The 17,682-nt window shown below is 73.2% G+C and carries 11 protein-coding genes; 7 read left to right on the forward strand and 4 right to left on the reverse strand.

Features of this window, described 5'->3' with window-relative positions; all coding sequences use genetic code 11:
• The first annotated feature begins 26 nt into the window (after positions 1-26).
• The 3 genes from ACZCAH_RS05860 to ACZCAH_RS05870 are packed head-to-tail and all read left to right on the forward strand — an operon-like array spanning position 27 to position 4,466.
• On the forward strand, positions 27-1,190 hold the full coding sequence (locus tag ACZCAH_RS05860; protein ID WP_464340182.1) for an ROK family transcriptional regulator: 1,164 nt from the start codon (positions 27-29) through the stop codon (positions 1,188-1,190).
• Positions 1,190-3,433, forward strand: coding sequence for a glycosyl hydrolase family 95 catalytic domain-containing protein (locus tag ACZCAH_RS05865; protein ID WP_464340183.1), 2,244 nt, complete (start codon positions 1,190-1,192; stop codon positions 3,431-3,433). The genes ACZCAH_RS05860 and ACZCAH_RS05865 overlap by 1 nt, the downstream gene beginning before the upstream one ends.
• Before the next feature lie 4 nt (positions 3,434-3,437).
• Positions 3,438-4,466: a LacI family DNA-binding transcriptional regulator gene (locus ACZCAH_RS05870; protein ID WP_464340184.1), complete on the forward strand. Its 1,029-nt coding sequence runs from the start codon at positions 3,438-3,440 to the stop codon at positions 4,464-4,466.
• Positions 4,467-4,511: 45 nt separating this feature from the next.
• Here the strand turns inward: ACZCAH_RS05870 and ACZCAH_RS05875 are convergent, their stop codons facing one another.
• From ACZCAH_RS05875 to ACZCAH_RS05890, 4 genes are all read right to left on the reverse strand, one after another.
• A complete protein-coding gene (locus ACZCAH_RS05875) occupies positions 4,512-6,287 on the reverse strand; it encodes a type 2 periplasmic-binding domain-containing protein (RefSeq protein ID WP_464340185.1) in 1,776 nt (591 codons plus the stop codon).
• 56 nt (positions 6,288-6,343) lie between these two features.
• Entirely contained in the window at positions 6,344-7,324 is a 981-nt protein-coding gene (locus tag ACZCAH_RS05880; RefSeq protein ID WP_464340186.1) for a carbohydrate ABC transporter permease, read from the reverse strand.
• Between the two features lie 10 nt (positions 7,325-7,334).
• On the reverse strand, positions 7,335-8,354 hold the full coding sequence (locus ACZCAH_RS05885; protein WP_464340187.1) for an ABC transporter permease: 1,020 nt from the start codon (positions 8,352-8,354) through the stop codon (positions 7,335-7,337).
• A 300-nt stretch (positions 8,355-8,654) separates the two neighbouring features.
• Complete coding sequence (locus ACZCAH_RS05890; protein WP_464340188.1) at positions 8,655-9,266, reverse strand: DUF624 domain-containing protein; 612 nt, start codon at positions 9,264-9,266, stop codon at positions 8,655-8,657.
• Between the two features lie 184 nt (positions 9,267-9,450).
• On the opposite strand from ACZCAH_RS05890, the gene ACZCAH_RS05895 reads away from it, so the two are divergent.
• From ACZCAH_RS05895 to ACZCAH_RS05910, 4 genes are read left to right on the forward strand one after another with little or no spacing between them, the layout of a single operon-like run.
• On the forward strand, positions 9,451-12,513 hold the full coding sequence (locus ACZCAH_RS05895) for a glycoside hydrolase family 3 N-terminal domain-containing protein (protein WP_464340189.1): 3,063 nt from the start codon (positions 9,451-9,453) through the stop codon (positions 12,511-12,513).
• 30 nt (positions 12,514-12,543) lie between these two features.
• On the forward strand, positions 12,544-14,649 hold the full coding sequence (gene yicI, locus ACZCAH_RS05900) for an alpha-xylosidase (protein WP_464340190.1): 2,106 nt from the start codon (positions 12,544-12,546) through the stop codon (positions 14,647-14,649).
• The gene (locus ACZCAH_RS05905) at positions 14,646-16,676 is read left to right on the forward strand and encodes a beta-galactosidase (protein ID WP_464340191.1); all 2,031 of its coding nucleotides are present in this window, start codon (positions 14,646-14,648) and stop codon (positions 16,674-16,676) included. Before yicI ends, ACZCAH_RS05905 begins: the two co-directional genes overlap by 4 nt.
• A gap of 1 nt (position 16,677) precedes the next feature.
• Positions 16,678-17,673 (forward strand): acetylxylan esterase, encoded by a 996-nt coding sequence (locus ACZCAH_RS05910; protein ID WP_464340192.1) that lies wholly within the window; start codon positions 16,678-16,680, stop codon positions 17,671-17,673.
• Positions 17,674-17,682: the final 9 nt, after the last annotated feature.

A 17,682-nucleotide genomic window follows, 5' to 3' on the forward strand; every position in this document is an offset into this window, starting at 1 on the left:
TCGCCGCCGACGAGAGGAAGGACCCCATGCAGTCCGCCCATCTGCGCGAGCACAATCTCTCGGCCGTGCTCGCCGCCCTGCAGTCCGCCCCCTCCCCCATCTCGCGCGCGGGCCTCGCCGCCCTCACCCGCCTGACCAAGCCCACGGTCTCCAAGCTGGTCGAGGAGCTGGTCGGCGCGGGTCTGGTCGAGGAGGGCGCTCCTGTCTCCGCGGGCGCGGGCCGGCCGATGGTGCCGCTGCGCCCCGCCGCCGGGACGCTGCTCGCGATCGGCCTCGAGATCGCCGCCGATCACGTCTCCTGCCTCGGGATCGACCTCACCGGCCAGGAGCTGGCCCGCCGCACCGTCTACCGTCGCATCGCCGACGGCACCGCCGAGGACACCCTCGCCCTCGCCGCCCGCCTGGTCCGCGAGGTGCGCGCGGAGGTGCCGGAGCTGCCCGTCGTCGGCGTCGTCGCCGCGGTGCCCGGCCGGATCGCCCCGGACGACGGCCGGATCCTCTCCGCACCCGGTCTGGACTGGGCCGACGTCCCCGTCGGCGCCCGACTGCAGGAGCTGCTGGCGCCCGCGGACTGGCCCGTCGGCGCCCAGAACGACAATCGCCTCTCGGTCCTCACCGAGATCGACCGCCGGCCCGGGGAGTCCTTCCTCTACGTGCGCGGCTCGACCGGCGTGGGCGGCGCGGTGGTGCTCGAGGGGAGCGTGCTCGAGGGCGTCCACGGCTGGGCCGGCGAGTTCGGGCACACGGTCGTGGTGCCCGACGGGCTCGAGTGCCGCTGCGGTCGCCGCGGCTGCCTCGAGGCGTACATCTCGTACCTGTCGCTCGCGCGCCAGGCCGGGCTCAGCGAAGACGTCCGCCTCGAGGATCTCGTCGAGGAGCTCGCCCGCAGCTCGAGCCGCGCCGAGGTGATCGGGGTGATCGGCCGCTCCCTCGGCCTCGCCATCGCCAACGCCCTGAACGTGCTGGACCTGTCCACCGTCGTGCTCTCCGGCTATCTCGCGCCGATCGCCGAGGAGATCACCCCGATCGTCCGCGAGACCGTGGAGCGGCACGCCCTCGCCGCCGAGGCGGGGCCGCTCGCGATCGAGCGTTCCGACCATCTCGCGGACCCGGCCCTCCACGGCGCCGCCCGTGCCGCCCTGCAGCCCGTGTTCGACCACCCCGTCACCTGGATCGAGAGGACCCGATGATGACCGTCCTTGCCCGTGAGACCCCCGCCGCCGACTGGCTCGACGCCCTGCCGCTCGGCAACGGCCGCCTCGGCGCCATGGCCTGGGGCGATCCGGCCCGCGCCCGTTTCGGGCTGAACGAGTCGACGCTGTGGTCGGGCATGCCGGGGGTGGATGCCGCGCACCGCACCGACGCCGGGACCGCCCGGGCCGCCCGCCAGGAGGCCCTGACCCTGTTCCGCGCCGGTCGCGAGAGCGAGGCGGAACAGGTGCTCGGGGCGCTCGGCGCGAGCTGGAGCCAGGCCTACCAGCCCGTCGGCGACCTGATCGTCGAGGTGCCCGGGGCGCTGCCGGGGCCGCGCGAGCTGGATCTCGTCGCCGCGCTGCACCGGGTGCGCACGCCCGCCGGCGAGCACGTCTCGTTCGTCTCCGCGGCCGACGAGGTGCTCGTCCACGCCGTCCCCTTCACAGACGGCGCCTCCCTGCGCGTCGCCTTCGACTCCCCGCAGGTGGAGGAGCATCGCGAGGAGCTCCCCGACGGCCTGGACCTCGTGCTCCGCGTCCCGTCGGACTCCCCGCCCGGCCACGCCCCCGGGAGGCCGCCCGTGCGCTGGGACGAGGACGCCCCGCGCGTGGCGGTCGCGGTGCGCTGGCAGCGCGGGGGCGGTGCCGACGGCGAGAGGCGCGCCGTGCTCGTCGCCGCCGTGGTCACGAGCTGGACGGGCTTCGGGCGGCGCCCCGACCGGCCGGCCGCCGAGATCCTCGCCGCGGCGCGGGAGCAGGCCGAGGGGGCTCTCGTCCGCGGGGAGGCGGAACTGCTCGCGCGCCATGCCGCCGCTCCCCTGCCCGGCGCGCACGAGATGGGCATCGAGCTGCCGCGCGACGGCCGGACCGGCCTGCTCGGCGACGTCCTCGCCTACGGTCGCTACCTGCTCGCCGCCTCCTCGCGGCCCGGTCTGCCGCCCGCGAACCTGCAGGGCCTGTGGAACGAGCTGCCGCGGCCGCCGTGGTCCTCGAACTTCACCACCAACATCAACGTGGAGATGAACCACTGGCCCGCGGCGACCGCGCACGTCCCGGACGCCGCGGCGGCGCTCGAGGCCTGGGTGGGGCTGCTCCGCGAGACCGGCCGCGAGACGGCGCGGCGGCTCTATGACTCAGGCGGCTGGGTGCTGCACCACAACTCCGACGCCTGGGGCTTCACCGACCCGGTCGACGGCGACGCGTCGTGGGCGATCTGGCCGATGGGCGGGCTGTGGCTCGAGCTGCAGCTCGAGGACCTCTCCCGCTTCACCGGCGAGGAGCCCGTCGCCCGCGCGGCCCGCCGCCTGCCCGCCCTGCGGGAGATCGCGGCCTTCGCGCTCGACCTGCTGCGCGAGGACCAGGCGGGCGAGCACCTCGTCACCTTCCCCTCCACCTCGCCCGAGAATCGCTGGCGCACCGCGGACGGCCAGGTCCTCGCGCTCACCGAGGGCTCCGGCATGGACCGCTGGCTGGTGCGCGGGGTGCTCTCGGCGCTGCTCGAGGCGGCGGAGCTGACCGGCGCCGCGGAGGATACGCTGCTCGAGCGGGCGCGGGCGGCTCTGCCTCGCGTGCAGGGCCCGCGGGTGGGCGCCGACGGGCGGCTCCTGGAGTGGCACGACGCCCTGGACGAGGCCGAGCCGACCCACCGCCACGTCTCCCACCTCGCGACCGTCTTCCCCGGCACCGAGTGGCTCTCCCCCGAGACCGAGGCGGCCGCGATCGCCTCCCTCGAGGCGCGCGGCGACGAGGCGACCGGCTGGTCGCTGGCCTGGAAGACGGCGCTGTGGGCGCGGCTGCACCGCCCCGAGAAGGTCCAGGACCTGCTCGAGCTGTTCCTGCGCGATGCCCGCACCGCGGACGGCGAGCGCAGCGGCCTCTACCCGAACCTGTTCTCCGCGCACCCGCCGTTCCAGATGGACGCGAACTTCGGGATCGTCGCCGCGGTCGCCGAGTGCCTGGTGCAGTCCCATCGCGGGGAGATCGAGCTGCTGCCGGCGCTCGCCCCGCTGCTCGCCACCGGGTCCGTGCGGGGCCTGCGCGCCCGGCCCGGCGTGGTCGTGGACCTCGCGTGGGAGCAGGGGCGGCCGACGTCCCTCCGCCTCGCGGCGCTCGGCCCCGGCGCGGCCGGGGAGCACACGGTCCGCCTCGGCGCGGCACAGCTCCGGGTGGAGCTGCCGGCCGACGGCACGGCGGTCGAGCTGGGCGCGCACGAGCTGCGAGCCCTGGCCGGAGCACACTAGTCCCATGGCCACGATGACCGACATCGCCCGGGAGGCGGGCGTCTCGCTGAGCACCGTCAGCTACGCGCTCAGCGGCAAGCGCCCCATCTCCGATGCGACCCGCGCGCGGATCCAGTCCGCGATCGATCGGCTGGAGTACCACCCGACGGCGTCGGCCCGGGCGCTCGCGACCCAGCGCATGTCCCTGATCGGGGTCGCGGTGCCGCGGCACGAGCGGGTCGACGATCACGTGATCATGGAGTTCGTCGGCTCGATCCTCGAGGCGGCGCATGCGCACGACCACGACATCCTGCTGGTCGCGGCGGAGGACCACGCGCGCACCATGAAAGTCGCCGAGGAGGGCAAGGTCGATGCGCTGATCGTCATGGACCTGGTCGAGGAGGATCCGCGGCTCCCGGCGCTGTCCCGCCTGCCCCGGCCGGTGGTGCTGATCGGGTATCCGCAGGATTCCGGCGGCCTGGCCTGCGTGGACTTCGACTTCCTCTCCGGCACGATGCTCGCGGTGCGGGAGCTGGCTCGGCGCGGGTCCCGGCGGGTCGCCCTGATGGTGCCGCCGCTGCGGCCCGACGGCCCGGTGCCCACCTATGCGCGCCGGGCCCGGCTCGGCTACGAGATGGCCTGCCGGGAGCTGGACCTCGAGCCGCTGCTCATCGAGACCGGCCACGATCCGGAGGAGGTCGAGGCGGCCGTCCGGGCGCATCTCGCCGGGCACGGCGGGTCAGTCGCGGCCGACGACGGCCTCCCCGCCGACGGCCTGATCGTGCACCACGAGCGGGCGCTGCCTCCCCTGGCCCGCGCGCTCGCCGCGCAGCAGGTCTCGGTCCCGGAGGACCTGCAGCTCGTGGCGATCGCCCCGCGGGACGTGGCGCAGTCGGGACCGGCGGAGATGTCCTCGGTGGACCTCCCGATCCCGGCGATCGGCCGCACCGCGGTGACCATGGTGCTCGAGCTGCTCGGCGCCTCCGAGGTCGCCCCGCACTCGCGACTGCTCAGCCCGAGCTTCACCGCACGCGCCACCACCCGCGCCCTCTGAGGAGGACGCGGGTGGCGGGGTGACGTCGGCCCGTCGGCCGGAGGATCAGCCGAACTGGGCGGCGACCTCGTCGCGCAGGGTGGCCTGCGCCTCGGCGTTGGCCATGTCCACGTCGAGCACGGTCTGGTAGCCGAGACCCTCGGCGGTCGAGCGCATGGTCTCCAGGAGCGAGTCGAACTCGGCCTGGTCGCTCGCGAACGCCATCTTCCAGGAGTTCTCGACGATCACGGCCTTGACCTGGTTGCGGATGGTCTCCACCTCGGAGGAGTCCTCCGGCGCGACATAGCTCGCGCCGGTGCCGACCGCGACCATGTCGTTCGCGGTGAGGTACTCCATCGTGGTGGCGAAGCCGCCCATGCGCCCAGCCCAGTCCTCGACCAGCGGGTTGGAGACGGACTCCTGGTAGGTCTCCCACATCTTGTAGTTGTAGGGAGCACCGGTGTCGGGGTCGATGTCGTTGCCCAGCACGGTGGTGACGTTCAGCCAGGAGGAGCCGTCGATGTAGTCGCCGCCGCCCCACTCCGTGGGGACCTCCGCGCCGGCACCCAGCAGCGCCTGCCGGCCGAAGTCGGTCAGCTCGGGCTTGCCGTCGGCGTTGAGCTCCCAGGTGAGGCCCTGCGGACCTGCCGCACCCATGGTCTGGCTCGAGTTGGCGTACACGCCGGCGGGCGAGTACAGCCAGTCGATGAAGGCGGCGGCACGCTGCGGGTCCTCGGCGTCGGCGCCCACGGCGAACACCTGCTGGGCGCCGTAGACGGAGGCGCCGTAGGAGAAGATCTTCTGGTCCGCGAGGGGGGCGATCATGAAGCCCTTGCCCGCGGCCATGTTGTCCTCGGTGTTGTACGCGGCCTGCCCCTGCCAGGGCCAGAAGGAGAACAGCACCTGGCCGGCCTGGATCTTCGAGAACAGGGTGTCGTAGTTCTGGGTGGTGGACTCGGGGTCCATGATCCCCAGCTGGTTCGCGTCGAAGAACCACTTCAGCACGCGGATGTACAGCGAGTCCGGGTCGAGGATCGACTGGAAGTCGCTGCCGTCGGCCTTGGCGAGCACGAAGCCCACCTCGTCGTAGCCGTAGTAGCAGCAGGGCTGCTTGGCGTTGTTCATGTAGTTGCCGTCCCAGTCGGCGAACAGCGACAGGGCGTAGGTCTTCTTGCCGTTGTCCGCGGTGGGCAGCGCGTCCTGCATGGACTTGAGCACCGGCAGCAGGTCCTCGAGGGTGCCGATCTCGGGGTAGCCGACCTCCTTGTAGAGGTCCCAGCGCACGAACGGCCCGAAGGTGGGGTCGATGCCCTCGCTGGGCTCGGTGGGCTTGATCGAGGAGACCTGGGTGGGGATCGCGTAGATGCCGTCCGCGCCCTCGCTGGCCTTCTGCACCGCGGCGTCGAAGCGGGCGGCGTTGGTCATGTTCTCGTAGTACGGGGTGAGGTCGGCGACGAGCCCGCCGTCGATCAGCTCGTTGAGCTTCTGGCCCACGTCGGTGACGATGACGTCGCCGAGGTCGCCGGCCGCGACGCGGGTGTTGTAGAGGGTGTCGCCGCCGCCGGCCACGTTGGGCGCGATGACGTTGAGGGTGAGCGCGAACTCCTCCTTGACGAGGTGCCCGAACCAGCCGGGCTGGTTGCCCATCTGGTTGGCGAGCCCGTCGAAGACGTCGAAACTGAGCTCCTCGTCCCAGGACTCGGGGAACGGGCCCTCGGCGACGACGGCGTCGCCGCCGCCCGAGCAGGCCGCGAGGCCGAGGCCCGCGAGGGTGAGGCTGAGCCCGCCGCCGAGGACGGTGCGGCGGGAGGGACGGCGCCGGAGGGTGGGGGAACTGGTCATCGTTCTTCCTTTCAGGGGGCCATGCAGGGTGGGTGGGCGAGCACCGCCCGGCGAGGTCAGCCCTTGACCGCGCCGAGCATGATGCCCTTGACGAAGTACCGCTGGAACAGCGGGTAGATGAAGAGGATCGGCAGCACCACCACGACGGCGACGGTGGTGCGGATCGAGGTCGCGGTCTGCTGCGTGGCGGCGCCCGCGATGGCGGAGAGGTTGCCGCCGGACTGCTGGGCGGCCTGCGCCAGGCTGTCGGCCTGGTTGATGTACATGTAGAGCAGGAACTGCAGGGTGTAGAGGCTCTGATCCGTGACGTAGATCAGCGTGTCCTGGAAGCTGTTCCACTGCGTGACCGCGGAGAAGATCGCGACGGTCGCGAGGATCGGGGTCATGTTGGGCAGGTAGATCCGGAAGAAGACCTGCAGGATCCCGGCGCCGTCCATCTCCGCGGCCTCCTGCAGCTCCTGCGGCATGGACTCCACGAAGGTCTTCACCAGGATGATGTTGAAGGGCTGCACGATGAGCGGCAGCACGTACACCCAGAAGCTGTTCGTCAGGCCCAGCGACTTCATGATGATGAAGACGGGGATCAGGCCCGCGTTGAAGTACATGGTGATGACGACGGCGCGGTACCAGAAGGCGCGCTTCCACAGCCGGGGCTGGGTGAACATGAACCCGAGGTAGGCGGAGGCGAGCACGGTCGCGGCGGTGCCGATGACGGTGCGGGCGAAGGAGACCAGCGCCGCCTGCGGGAGGCCGTCGAGCTGGAAGACCTGCCGGTAGTTGTCCAGGTGCATGCCCTGGGGCAGGAAGCGGATGTCGCCGAGGGCGGAGACGTCGTTGGCGCTGACCGAGTTGATGATCAGGTAGTAGAAGGGGTAGCCGCACACGAAGGCGAGCAGCGCGAAGACCGCGCAGTTCACGATCGTGAAGGGCAGGTGGCCGCGGTGGCGGTCCAGGGATCCGCGCCGACGGGCGGGCGCCGGGCGGGACGCGCCGGACGGGGTCGGGGCGCCGGGGCTGGTGAGCTCGGTGGTGGTCATCTCGGTCCCCTCAGATCAGCGAGGTGCCGCGCACGCGCTTGGACAGCGCGTTGACGGACAGCAGCAGGGCGACGGAGATGAGGCTCTTGAGCATCCCGATCGCGGTGGCCAGCGACAGGTTGTTGCCCGTCATCCCGATGTTGTAGACGTACAGGTCCAGCACCTGGATCTGTTCGCGGTTGAAGGCGTTCTGGAACACGTAGTACTGCTCCATGCCGTTGTTGAGGATGTTCGCGATGGAGAGCATCAGCAGCACGAAGAAGGTGGGCATCAGCTGCGGCACGGTGATGTGCCACATGGTCTGGAAGCGGCCCGCGCCGTCGACCCGCGCGGACTCGTAGAGCGACTGGTCGATGCCGGCGATCGCGGCGAGGTAGAGGATCGCGCCCCAGCCCACGGTCTTCCAGATGCCCCAGGCGGCCATCTTCAGCCACACGTGCTCGTCGCTGTCGAGGAACTTGATCGGCTCGGTGATCAGGCCGATGTTCTCGAGCAGACCGTTGACCATGCCGGTGGTGGAGAACATCGAGAAGGCGATCATGTACACGAGCACCCAGGAGATGAAGTTGGGCAGCGTGGTGATGGTCTGGACGAGGTTCTTGAACCAGGTCGCCCGGATCTCGTTGAGGAACACGGCGAAGGCCAGCGGCAGCACCGAGGCGGCGATCCCGAGGAAGCTCATGGCCAGCGTGTTCAGCATGACCTGCACGATCTGCTGCACCTGGGTGGGAGAGCCGACGAGCATCTCGAACCACTGCAGCCCCACGAACTCGCTGCCGGCCAGGCCCCGCGCGGGGCGGTAGTCGAAGAGCGAGTAGATCCAGCCGTACAGCGGCAGGTAGCTGAACAGGAACACCAGCACCAGCAGCGGCAGGATGCTCAGGAACAGGCCGAACGACTGGCGTCGGTGGCTGGGCAGCGGCTTCGTGCCGGCGGTCCGGCCACGCCGACCGCGGCGGCTCGCGCGCGGCGACTCCTCCTGGGCGGCCTCGGTCGCGGCGACCGTGCCGATGCCGACGGGCGCCGCCATCAGTGCCGCGCTCCGGTCTCGATGCCGTCGGCGCTGCGGGCGCTCTGCGGCGAGCGCGCTCTCGTGCTGTCCACTCCGCACTCCCTCGTGGGTCGGCCGCGGGCGTCATCGCTCCCGCGGGGGTTTGTTAACTCGGAACACTAAGTGTGGGCCCCTCCCCCGTCAAGACTTTCTCCGAAGCGCTTCGATAACGAATCGGACGCGATTCGGGGGCGATGCGCGGACCGGCGGTCCGCGGGGCGGGGCGCACGGACAGCGGCTCGGGGGCGTCGCGGGAGGCCGCGCGGGGGCGGCCCGGGGTCAGACGGCGCTCGGGTGGCGGCGGTGGATGCCGCGCAGGATCAGGGCCGCGAGATAGCCCGCGACGCTCGCCCCGATCGTCGCCACCACCCACCCCGCGCCCGGCACCACGAGGGCGAGGGCCACGAGCGTGACGGGCAGCAGCACGAGCCCCGCGGTGCGCAGCGGCTCGGCCCCGGGCAGCAGCAGGGCGTTGCGGAGCGTCTGCCGCAGCGGCGCCCGGAAGGCGGCCACGAGGCCCATCGCCTGCAGCCACGCCCCCGCGAGATAGAGCGCCGCGAGCAGCGCGATCACGGCTCCGAGCAGGGACAACGGTCCGCCGAGGGTGAGCCAGAAGCGGGCGATGAAGAGCAGCGCGAGCATCGGCAGGCCGAGCGCGAGGTGGACCGCCGTGGCCCGGGGGAAGTCACGCACCAGGGCGCGGAGGAAGTCCCGCAGGAGGTGGCCGCGCTCCTCGTCGGCGTAGCGCAGGGTGACCTCGAGCAGCGCGCTGGTCGCGGCGCCGGCGGTGATCAGCGGGAGGCAGCACAGCAGGTACAGGAGGTTCAGCACCACGAAGGCCACGAAGGCGTTCAGGCCCTGGAGGGTCCGGTTCTCGAGGTCGATCGCCATGCTTCGGCTCCTTGGTCGCGCGCCGCGCGCCCGATCGGCGACGACATGCCGATGGTACGCGGGGACGCGCCCTGATCGACAGGGACTTGACGTCTCGATGTCGAAGCGATTCGATGGGGTCTGTCGTCCCGCGGCCCGAGGAAGGGTGGCGGGGACGCCCCCTCCTGCCGAAGGATCCTCCGCCATGACCCCTCGCTCCCGCACGCGCCGCACCGCCACCCCCGCACGCTCCGCCTCGGGCGCCGCCCACGGCGCCCCTGCGCGCGGCACGACGGGCACGGCCGGGCGCGGCTCCGCAGCACCCGCCGCTCCCGCTCCGCGCGAGATCGACCCGGCGGACGCCCGCCGCCTCGAGCGCGCCCGCGAGCTCGCCGCCGCGATGACCCCGGCGGAGCGGATCTCCCTGCTCCACCAGTACTCCCCCGGCGTGGAGCGCCTCGGCATCGGCCCCTTCGTGACCGGCACCGAGGGCGTGCACGGGCTCGCCTGGCGCGGTGCCGCGACCCAGTTCCCGCAGCCCGTCGGCCTCGCCGCGACCTGGGACCGGGAGCTGCTGGCCGCCGCCGCGGGCGTCGTCGCCGAGGAGGTCCGCGAGCTGCGCGCGAGCGACCCGTCGGTCTCCCTCACCGTCTGGGCACCCGTGGTGAACCTGCTGCGCCACCCGCTGTGGGGCCGCACCGAGGAGGCCTACTCGGAGGATCCGCTGCTGACCGCCGAGCTGGGCACGGCCTACTCGCGCGGCCTGCGCGGGCCCGGCGCGACCTGGCGCACCGTCCCCACCCTCAAGCACTTCCTCGCCTACTCGAACGAGACCGATCGCTGCGCGACCAGCTCCGACCTCTCCGGCCGCGTGCTGCACGAGTACGAGCTGCCGGTCTACACCGGCCCCGTCGCCGAGGGCGTCGCGGGCTCCGTGATGCTCGCCTACAACCTGGTCAACGGGCGCCCCGCGCATCTCACGGAGCTGCTCGAGACCCAGCTGCGCGCGGTCCTGCCCGACCCCGATCTGCTGTTCGCGGTGACCGACGCGGGCGCCCCCTCGAACCTCTTCCGCAGCCAGCGCGTGGTGGGCACGGCCGCCGAGGCGTACGCGGCGATGCTGCGCGCGGGCGTGGACTCCTTCACGGACCACGACCGCGATTCGACCGAGACCGTCACGGCGCTCACCGAGGCGCTCGAGCGCGGGCTGATCGAGGAGTCCCACCTCGAGCGGGCCGTGGTGCGCCAGCTCGTGGCCCGAGCCCGCACCGGGGAGCTCGCCGAGCTGATGGGCGAGGACCCGTCGGCGGCCGACGCGCCCGCCCCCGGGGTCCCCGCCACCCGCGCCGCGCGCCGGGAGCTGTCCCGCGAGATCGCGACCCGTGCCGCGGTGCTGCTCTCGCGCCGCGACGAAGGCGCCCTGCCGCTGCCGGAGGGACCGATCGCCCTCCTCGGCGCGCAGGCGGAGGAGGTCCACCACGACTGGTACAGCGGCGACTTCCACGAGGTCACCTCGCTCGCGGAGGCGCTCGAGGAGCGGCTCGGCGCGGAGTCCGTGCGCCGCGCGACCGGCCGCGACACCGTGACCCTCGCGGTGCTCGACCCCGCGGCGCCGGCACTCCCCGGCGCGGATCCCACGGGCGGAGCCGCTCCTGAGCCGCTGCACCGGGCGGCCGACGGCGCGCTGCGCGCGGACCGCGCCGCCGCGCACCCGGCCGCCCCCGTCCCCGCCCCGGAGCCCCTGGTCGTGGTCGATCTCGGCGAGGACGTGATCGCCCTGCGCGCCGCGGCCGACGACCGCTACCTCGCCCCCGATGACCGCGGCCGCCTGGGCCTGCGCTCGAGCGCGATCGGCGGCTGGGTCGTGCAGGAGACCTTCCACCGCACCGTGGACGAGGGCGGGGACTGGACCCTGCGCCACCTGGGCAGCGGGCGGATGGTCGGCATCGAGTCCTTCACCGGCGACCTCGTGCTCACCACCTCCCTGCCCGGCTCCGCCGCGCCGCTGCGGCCGACGGTCCTCGAGGACGGCCGCGCCGCCGTCCGGGAGGCCGTCGACGGGGCCCGGGCCGCGGTGCTCGTGGTCGGCAACGACCCGCACGTCCACGGCCGGGAGACCGAGGACCGCCCCCATGCGCGGCTCGCGGCCCCCGATCTCGTCGCGGCCGAGGCCCTCGCCGATCTCGCGGGCGAGGTGGCGACCGTCCTGGTGATCACCTCCTCCTATCCCTACGACCTGGGCGGGCTCGAGGAGCGGATCGGTGCTGTGGTGTGGTCCTCCCACGCCGGGGAGACGGAGGGCGAGGCCCTCGCGGACCTCCTCACCGGGGCCCGTGACTTCAGCGGCCGCCTCGCCCAGACCTGGCCGGACGCCTCCCCGCTGCCCTCGGTCCTGGACTACGACGTGATCGGCACCGGCTCGACCTACCTCTACGGCCAGGGCGCGCGCTTCCCCTTCGGACACGGACTCGCCGTGGACCCCACGAGCTGGCCCGAGGCCTCGCTCGCCACCGGTCCCGCGGGGATCACCGCCCGGGTGCGGGTCGCCGCCCCGTCCGAGAGGCGCACCGCCGGACCGCTCCACGAGGTGGTGCAGGTGTACGCGGACGTCCCCGCCGAGTCCTTCTCGCGGCGGCGCTACGCCGTGCCGACCACCCGGCTGATCGGCTTCGCGAGCGTGGCCGTCCCCGAGGTGGGATCGGCGGAGGCCGTCGTCGAGATCCCCTGGCAGCGGCTCGCCCTGTTCGCCCCCGACCTCGACGCCTGGGAGCTGCCCGACGGACCGGTCACCGTGCGCCTGGCCCGTTCGTCGGCCCGCACCGAGACCGCCGAGGTGCTGCACGTGCCCGCCGCGGTGCGCGCGGAGCCGGTGCCCGCGGCCGGGTCGCCGACAGGCGGGCCGACGTCGGAGGCCTCGACGCTGATCCCGGCTGCCCGCGCCGAGGAGACCGTGGGCCTGCTGCGCAGCGCCGCGACCCTGCTCGAGGGCACCGTGCTGCGCCCTGTCGTTCCGGCCCTCGGCGGCACTGCCGAGTTCGTGCTCCCCGCGGGCACGACCGTGTTCGCCGGTGAGCTCGAGGGCGACGGCGAGGGCACAGTCGAGCTCGTCGACCCGACCACCCCGTCTGCTGCGTCGGCCGTGCCGGACCTCTCACCCCTGCCCTTCCCGCATGTCGTCCCCGCGGACGGCGACCGCCCCACCGGCCGCGTGCGCGTGCGCCTCACGGGCCGGGCCGCGCTCGTCGGCCTGCGCGTCACGCACCCCTGAACCCCCTTCCCCACCGAGGAGACCCGCCCCATGAAGTTCACCGACGGCTACTGGCTGCTGCGCGAGGGCGTGACCATGCTGCGTCCCGCCGAGGTCCACGACCACGAGGTGCTCGGCGCCGAGCTGCGCGTCCACGCCCCCGTGAAGCGCATCGTCACCCGCGGCGACACCCTGAACACCCCCGTGATCGAGGTGTCCTTCACCGCGCCGCGGGAGGACGTCATCGCGGTGCGCATCCGGCACTTCGCCGGCACCCCCGCGCCGCTGCCCCGCTTCGCGCTCGAGACGGCGAGCACTGCCGTCGACCCGGAGATCACGCACGACGAGGAGTCGGGCACCGTCACCTACCGCTCCGGGCGGCTCGCCGCGCGCGTGGCCCTCTCCGGCCCCTGGCACGTGGAGTATCTGTGGGACGGCGAGCTCCTGACCAGCTCGACCGCGCGCTCGATCGGCTATGCGCAGGTCGAGGGCGCGGGCCCGCACGTGCTCGAGCAGCTGTCCCTCGACGTGGGCGAGCAGATCTACGGCCTCGGCGAGCGCTTCGGCGCCTTCGTGAAGAACGGCCAGAGCGTGGACATCTGGAACGCCGACGGCGGCACCAACTCCGAGCAGGCGTACAAGAACGTCCCCTTCTTCCTCTCCTCCCGCGGCTACGGCGTGCTCGTAAACGACGCGGGGCCGGTCTCCTTCGAGGTCGGCTCCGAGAACGTCGCGGCGACGCAGTTCTCGGTGCCCGGCGAGGAGCTGCGCTACGAGGTCTACGGCGGCGGCAGCCCGCTCGCGGTGATCGACCGGTACACCGCCCGCAGCGGCCGCCCGCCGCAGCTGCCGGAGTGGAGCTTCGGCCTGTGGCTGTCGACCTCCTTCACCACGCAGTACGACGAGGAGACGGTGCTCTCCTTCGTGGACGGCATGGCCGAGCGCGGCATCCCGCTGAGCGTCTTCCACTTCGACTGCTTCTGGATGCGCGGCTTCCACTGGTCGGACTTCACGTGGGATCCGACCACTTTCCCCGACCCCCGCGGGCTGATCGCGAAGCTGCACGAGCGGGGCCTGAAGGTGTGCGTGTGGATCAACCCGTACATCGCCCAGCGCTCGCACCTCTTCGCGGAGGGCGCCGAGCTCGGCCACCTGGTGCGCCGCACCGACGGCGCCGTCTGGCAGACCGATCTGTGGCAGGCCGGGATGGGCCTGGTGGACTTCACCAGCCCCGCCGCGCGGGAGTGGTTCGCGGGGAAGCTCGGCGCGCTGATCGACGACGGCGTGGACTCCTTCAAGACCGACTTCGGGGAGCGGATCCCCACGGACGGCGTGGTGTGGGCCGACGGCTCCGATCCCCTGCGCATGCACAACCACTACGCGCAGCAGTACAACGAGGTGGTCTTCGACCTGCTGCGGGAGCGGCGCGGGGAGGGCGAGGCCGTGGTCTTCGCCCGCTCGGCGACCGCGGGCGGGCAGCGGTTCCCGATCCACTGGGGCGGGGACTGCGAGTCGACCTACGTCGCGATGGCGCAGTCGCTGCGCGGCGGGCTGTCGCTGGTCTCCTCGGGCTTCGGCTACTGGTCCCATGACATCGGCGGCTTCGAGGGCACGCCGGATCCGACGCTGTTCATGCGCTGGGTCGCCTTCGGCCTGCTCAGCTCGCACTCGCGGCTTCACGGCTCGAGCTCCTACCGGGTGCCGTGGCAGTTCGGCGAGGAGGCGGTCACCGTGATGCGCGAGTTCGCGGAGCTGAAGAGCCGCCTCTTGCCGTACCTGCTGGACGCGGCGGCGGTCACCACCGCCACCGGCGCCCCGGTGATGCGCCCGATGGTCATGCAGTTCCCGGAGGATCCGGCCTGCCGCACCCTCGACACGCAGTACATGCTCGGCGAGGACCTGCTGGTCGCACCCGTGTTCACCGCCTCCGGCGAGGTGGACCTGTACCTGCCGGCGGGCCGCTGGGTGCACCTGCTGGACGGTGAGGTGGTCGAGTCCGGTCAGGGCGAGGAGTCCGACGGGGGCCGCTTCCTGCGCCGCCGCTACGACGTGCACTCGCTGGGGCTGTTCGCCCGCGAGGGCTCCGCCCCGCTCGCGCTGCTCGCGGGCGACGGAGCATCGGGCGCGGCCGGTGCCGACGCGGGGTCCGGGCGATGACCCGCGGCGACTACGCGCCCGCACAGGTCCTCTTCGGCGGCGACTGGAGCCCCGAGCAGTGGGACCCGGCGACCTGGGACGAGGACCTCGCGCTGATGCGCCGGGCGAAGGTGAACACGGTGACCCTCGGGGTGTTCTCCTGGTCGGCGCTCGAACCGACCGAGGGCGCCTTCGTCACCGACTGGCTCGATGAGATCCTCGAGCGCATCACCGCCGCGGGGATCGGCTTCTTCCTCGCCACCCCCACCGCCTCGCCGCCGCCGTGGTTCACCCGCGCCCATCCCGACGCCCTGCCGGTGCGGCCCGACGGCACCCGTCTCACCCACGGCTCGCGGGACACCTATGCGATCAGCGCCCCCGCCTACCGGGAGGCCTCGCGGCGGATCGCCCGCCGCCTCGCCGAGCGGTACGGGTACCACCCGGGTCTGCGCGGCTGGCACCTGCACAACGAGTACGGCACCCTCGACCACGGCCCGCACGCTGAACGCGCCTTCCAGGCCTGGCTCGCGCGCCGCTACGGCACGATCGAGGCCCTGAACCGGGCCTGGACCACGGCCTTCTGGTCCCAGGGCTATGCCGACTTCGCGGAGATCACCCCGCCGCGCGCGACCCAGTACCTGCCCAACCCCGCCCAGGCGATCGACTTCCGCCGCTTCAGCTCCGACGAGATGCTCGCGGCGATGGTCGAGCAGCGCGAGGAGATCCGCGCCGTCGGCTCGACCGCCCCGGTGACCACCAACTTCATGCTCCCCACCTGGAACCATCTCGAACAGTGGTCCTGGGCGGACGAGCAGGACGTGGTCTCCCTGGACCACTACCTCGACACCGTCGGCCCCGACGCGGAGGCGCACGTCGCCTACGGCTCGGACCTCGCCCGCTCCTGGTCGGGCGGGCCGTGGGTGCTCATGGAGCAGAACGCGCGGGGGATCCGCGTGGACGGCCGCACCCTCGCCAAGGGCGCGGACCGCATGATCCGCCACTGCCTCGGCTACATCGCCCGCGGCTCCCAGTCCTCGCTGTTCTTCCAGTGGCGGCAGAGCGCGGGCGGCTCCGAGCAGTGGCATGGCGCGCTCGTCCCCCACGCCGGCGGCGACACGCGGGGCTTCGCCGCGGTCGAGCGGCTCGGCGGGATCCTCGAGCGGCTCGCCCCGGTGACCGCGCTCCCGGCCGACGGCCCGCTGGTGCGCTCGGAGGTGGGCATCCTCTGGCACGCCGATGCCTGGTGGGCGCTCGAGACCCCGGACCTGCCCTCCTCCCACCTCTCCTACTCGGCGGAGGTCCGGGCGACCCACCGCTCCTTCTGGCGCGCGGGGATCCCCGTGGACTTCGTGCGTCCCCTCGCGGACCTCTCCGCGCACCGCCTGCTGGTCCTCGCCGCGCAGTACCCGCTGAGCGACGCGCAGGTGACCTGGCTCGAGGAGTTCGTGGAGGGCGGCGGCGAGCTCGTCGTCACCTACCTCAGCGGTCTCGCCGACGAGCACCTGCGCATCGCGACCGGCGGCTATCCCGGCCGGCTGCGGGAGCTGCTGGGCGTGCGCGGCGAGGAGCTGCTGCCGCTGCCCGCCGGGGAGCGGATCACCCTCTCCGACGGCTCCGAGGCCGAGGGCTGGACCGAGCTGCTCGAGACGACCGACGCCGAGGTGCTCGCCGCCTACACCCACGGGGAGCTCGCCTCCCTGCCCGCGATCACCCGCGCCCGGCGCGGCGCGGGACGGGTCACCTATGTCTCCGCCGGCTGGACCCAGGAGGCGCGGGACCAGCGCCTGTCCGCCCTCGCCGCGGAGCTCGGCATCACCCCCACCCTGCCGGGCGCGGCGGAGCGGGGGCTCGAGGCGGTGCGCCGTCGGTCCGCCGGCGCGGACCACCTGTTCCTGCTCCACCACGGCGCGGCGCCGGTGACCGTGCGCGCCGACGGGCAGGATCTGCTCAGCGGCGACTCCGCGACCGGCGGCCTGCACCTCGAGCCCGGCGGGAGCGCCGTGCTGAGCCTCGCCCCGGACGCCCCGATCACCCTGCTGGAGGACTGACATGGCCCTGTTCGACCTGCCGCTCGAGGAGCTGCACCGCTATCGCCCGGAGCTGTCCGAGCCCGCGGACTTCGACGACTTCTGGGCGGGCACCCTGGACCGCGCCCGCGAGCACGAGGTGCTCGAGGACGTGGTCGACGTGGAGACCGGTCTCGACCTGGTGGAGACCTTCGACGTCACCTTCCGCGGGCACGACGGCGCCCCGATCCGCGCCTGGTACCTGCGGCCCGCGGGCGCCGCGGCGAAGCTCCCCGTGGTGGTCGAGTACATCGGCTACGGCGGCGGGCGGGGCCTGCCGCTCGAGCACCTGCTGTGGCCCGCGGCTGGCTACGCGCACCTGGTGATGGACACCCGCGGCCAGGCCGGGGCCTGGGGCAACGGCGGCGACACCGTCGACCCGGGCGGCTCGGGCCCCGCGGCGCCCGGCTCGATGACCCGCGGCCTCGCGGACCCCTCCACCTCGTACCTGACCCGGCTGATGACCGACGCCGCCCGCGCCGTGGACGCCGCGCGGGCGCTGCCGGGCGCCGACGGGCGCGTCGCCGTGACCGGCAACAGCCAGGGCGGCGGCCTCGCCCTCGCCGCGGGCGGACTGGTCCCGGACGTCGACGCGGTGATGGCGAACGTGCCCTTCCTGTGCCAGATCCGCCGCGCGATCGACATCACCGACAACGACCCCTACCGGGAGATCGTGCGCTACCTGGCCAGCAACCGCCATCAGCAGGCCGCGGTCGAGCGGACCCTCGGCTACGTCGACGCGGTGCACTTGGGCCGCCGCTCCCGCGCGCGGGCCCTGTTCTCGGCGGCGCTGCGGGACATGACCTGCCCGCCCTCGACCGTGTTCGCGGCCTTCAACCACTGGGGCGGGGCGAGCGGCACCGACCCCGAGCGGGACATCGAGGTCTACCCGTGGAACGACCACGAGGGCGGGGCCGCGGTGCAGAACGCACTGCAGATCCGCTGGCTCACGGAGCGGATGCCGGTGCGGGTGGGCTGAGCCGGAGCA

Source organism: Brachybacterium sp. B718/18 (genome assembly GCF_055454375.1).

Bases quoted from the DNA above. Each gene is read 5' to 3' on its own strand.
- ACZCAH_RS05860 (WP_464340182.1), top strand. From the start codon at position 27: ATGCAGTCCGCCCATCTGCGCGAGCACAATCTCTCGGCCGTGCTCGCC.
- ACZCAH_RS05865 (WP_464340183.1), top strand. From the start codon at position 1,190: ATGACCGTCCTTGCCCGTGAGACCCCCGCCGCCGACTGGCTCGACGCC.
- ACZCAH_RS05870 (WP_464340184.1), top strand. From the start codon at position 3,438: ATGGCCACGATGACCGACATCGCCCGGGAGGCGGGCGTCTCGCTGAGC.
- ACZCAH_RS05875 (WP_464340185.1), bottom strand. From the start codon at position 6,287: ATGACCAGTTCCCCCACCCTCCGGCGCCGTCCCTCCCGCCGCACCGTC.
- ACZCAH_RS05880 (WP_464340186.1), bottom strand. From the start codon at position 7,324: ATGACCACCACCGAGCTCACCAGCCCCGGCGCCCCGACCCCGTCCGGC.
- ACZCAH_RS05885 (WP_464340187.1), bottom strand. From the start codon at position 8,354: ATGGCGGCGCCCGTCGGCATCGGCACGGTCGCCGCGACCGAGGCCGCC.
- ACZCAH_RS05890 (WP_464340188.1), bottom strand. From the start codon at position 9,266: ATGGCGATCGACCTCGAGAACCGGACCCTCCAGGGCCTGAACGCCTTC.
- ACZCAH_RS05895 (WP_464340189.1), top strand. From the start codon at position 9,451: ATGACCCCTCGCTCCCGCACGCGCCGCACCGCCACCCCCGCACGCTCC.
- yicI (WP_464340190.1), top strand. From the start codon at position 12,544: ATGAAGTTCACCGACGGCTACTGGCTGCTGCGCGAGGGCGTGACCATG.
- ACZCAH_RS05905 (WP_464340191.1), top strand. From the start codon at position 14,646: ATGACCCGCGGCGACTACGCGCCCGCACAGGTCCTCTTCGGCGGCGAC.
- ACZCAH_RS05910 (WP_464340192.1), top strand. From the start codon at position 16,678: ATGGCCCTGTTCGACCTGCCGCTCGAGGAGCTGCACCGCTATCGCCCG.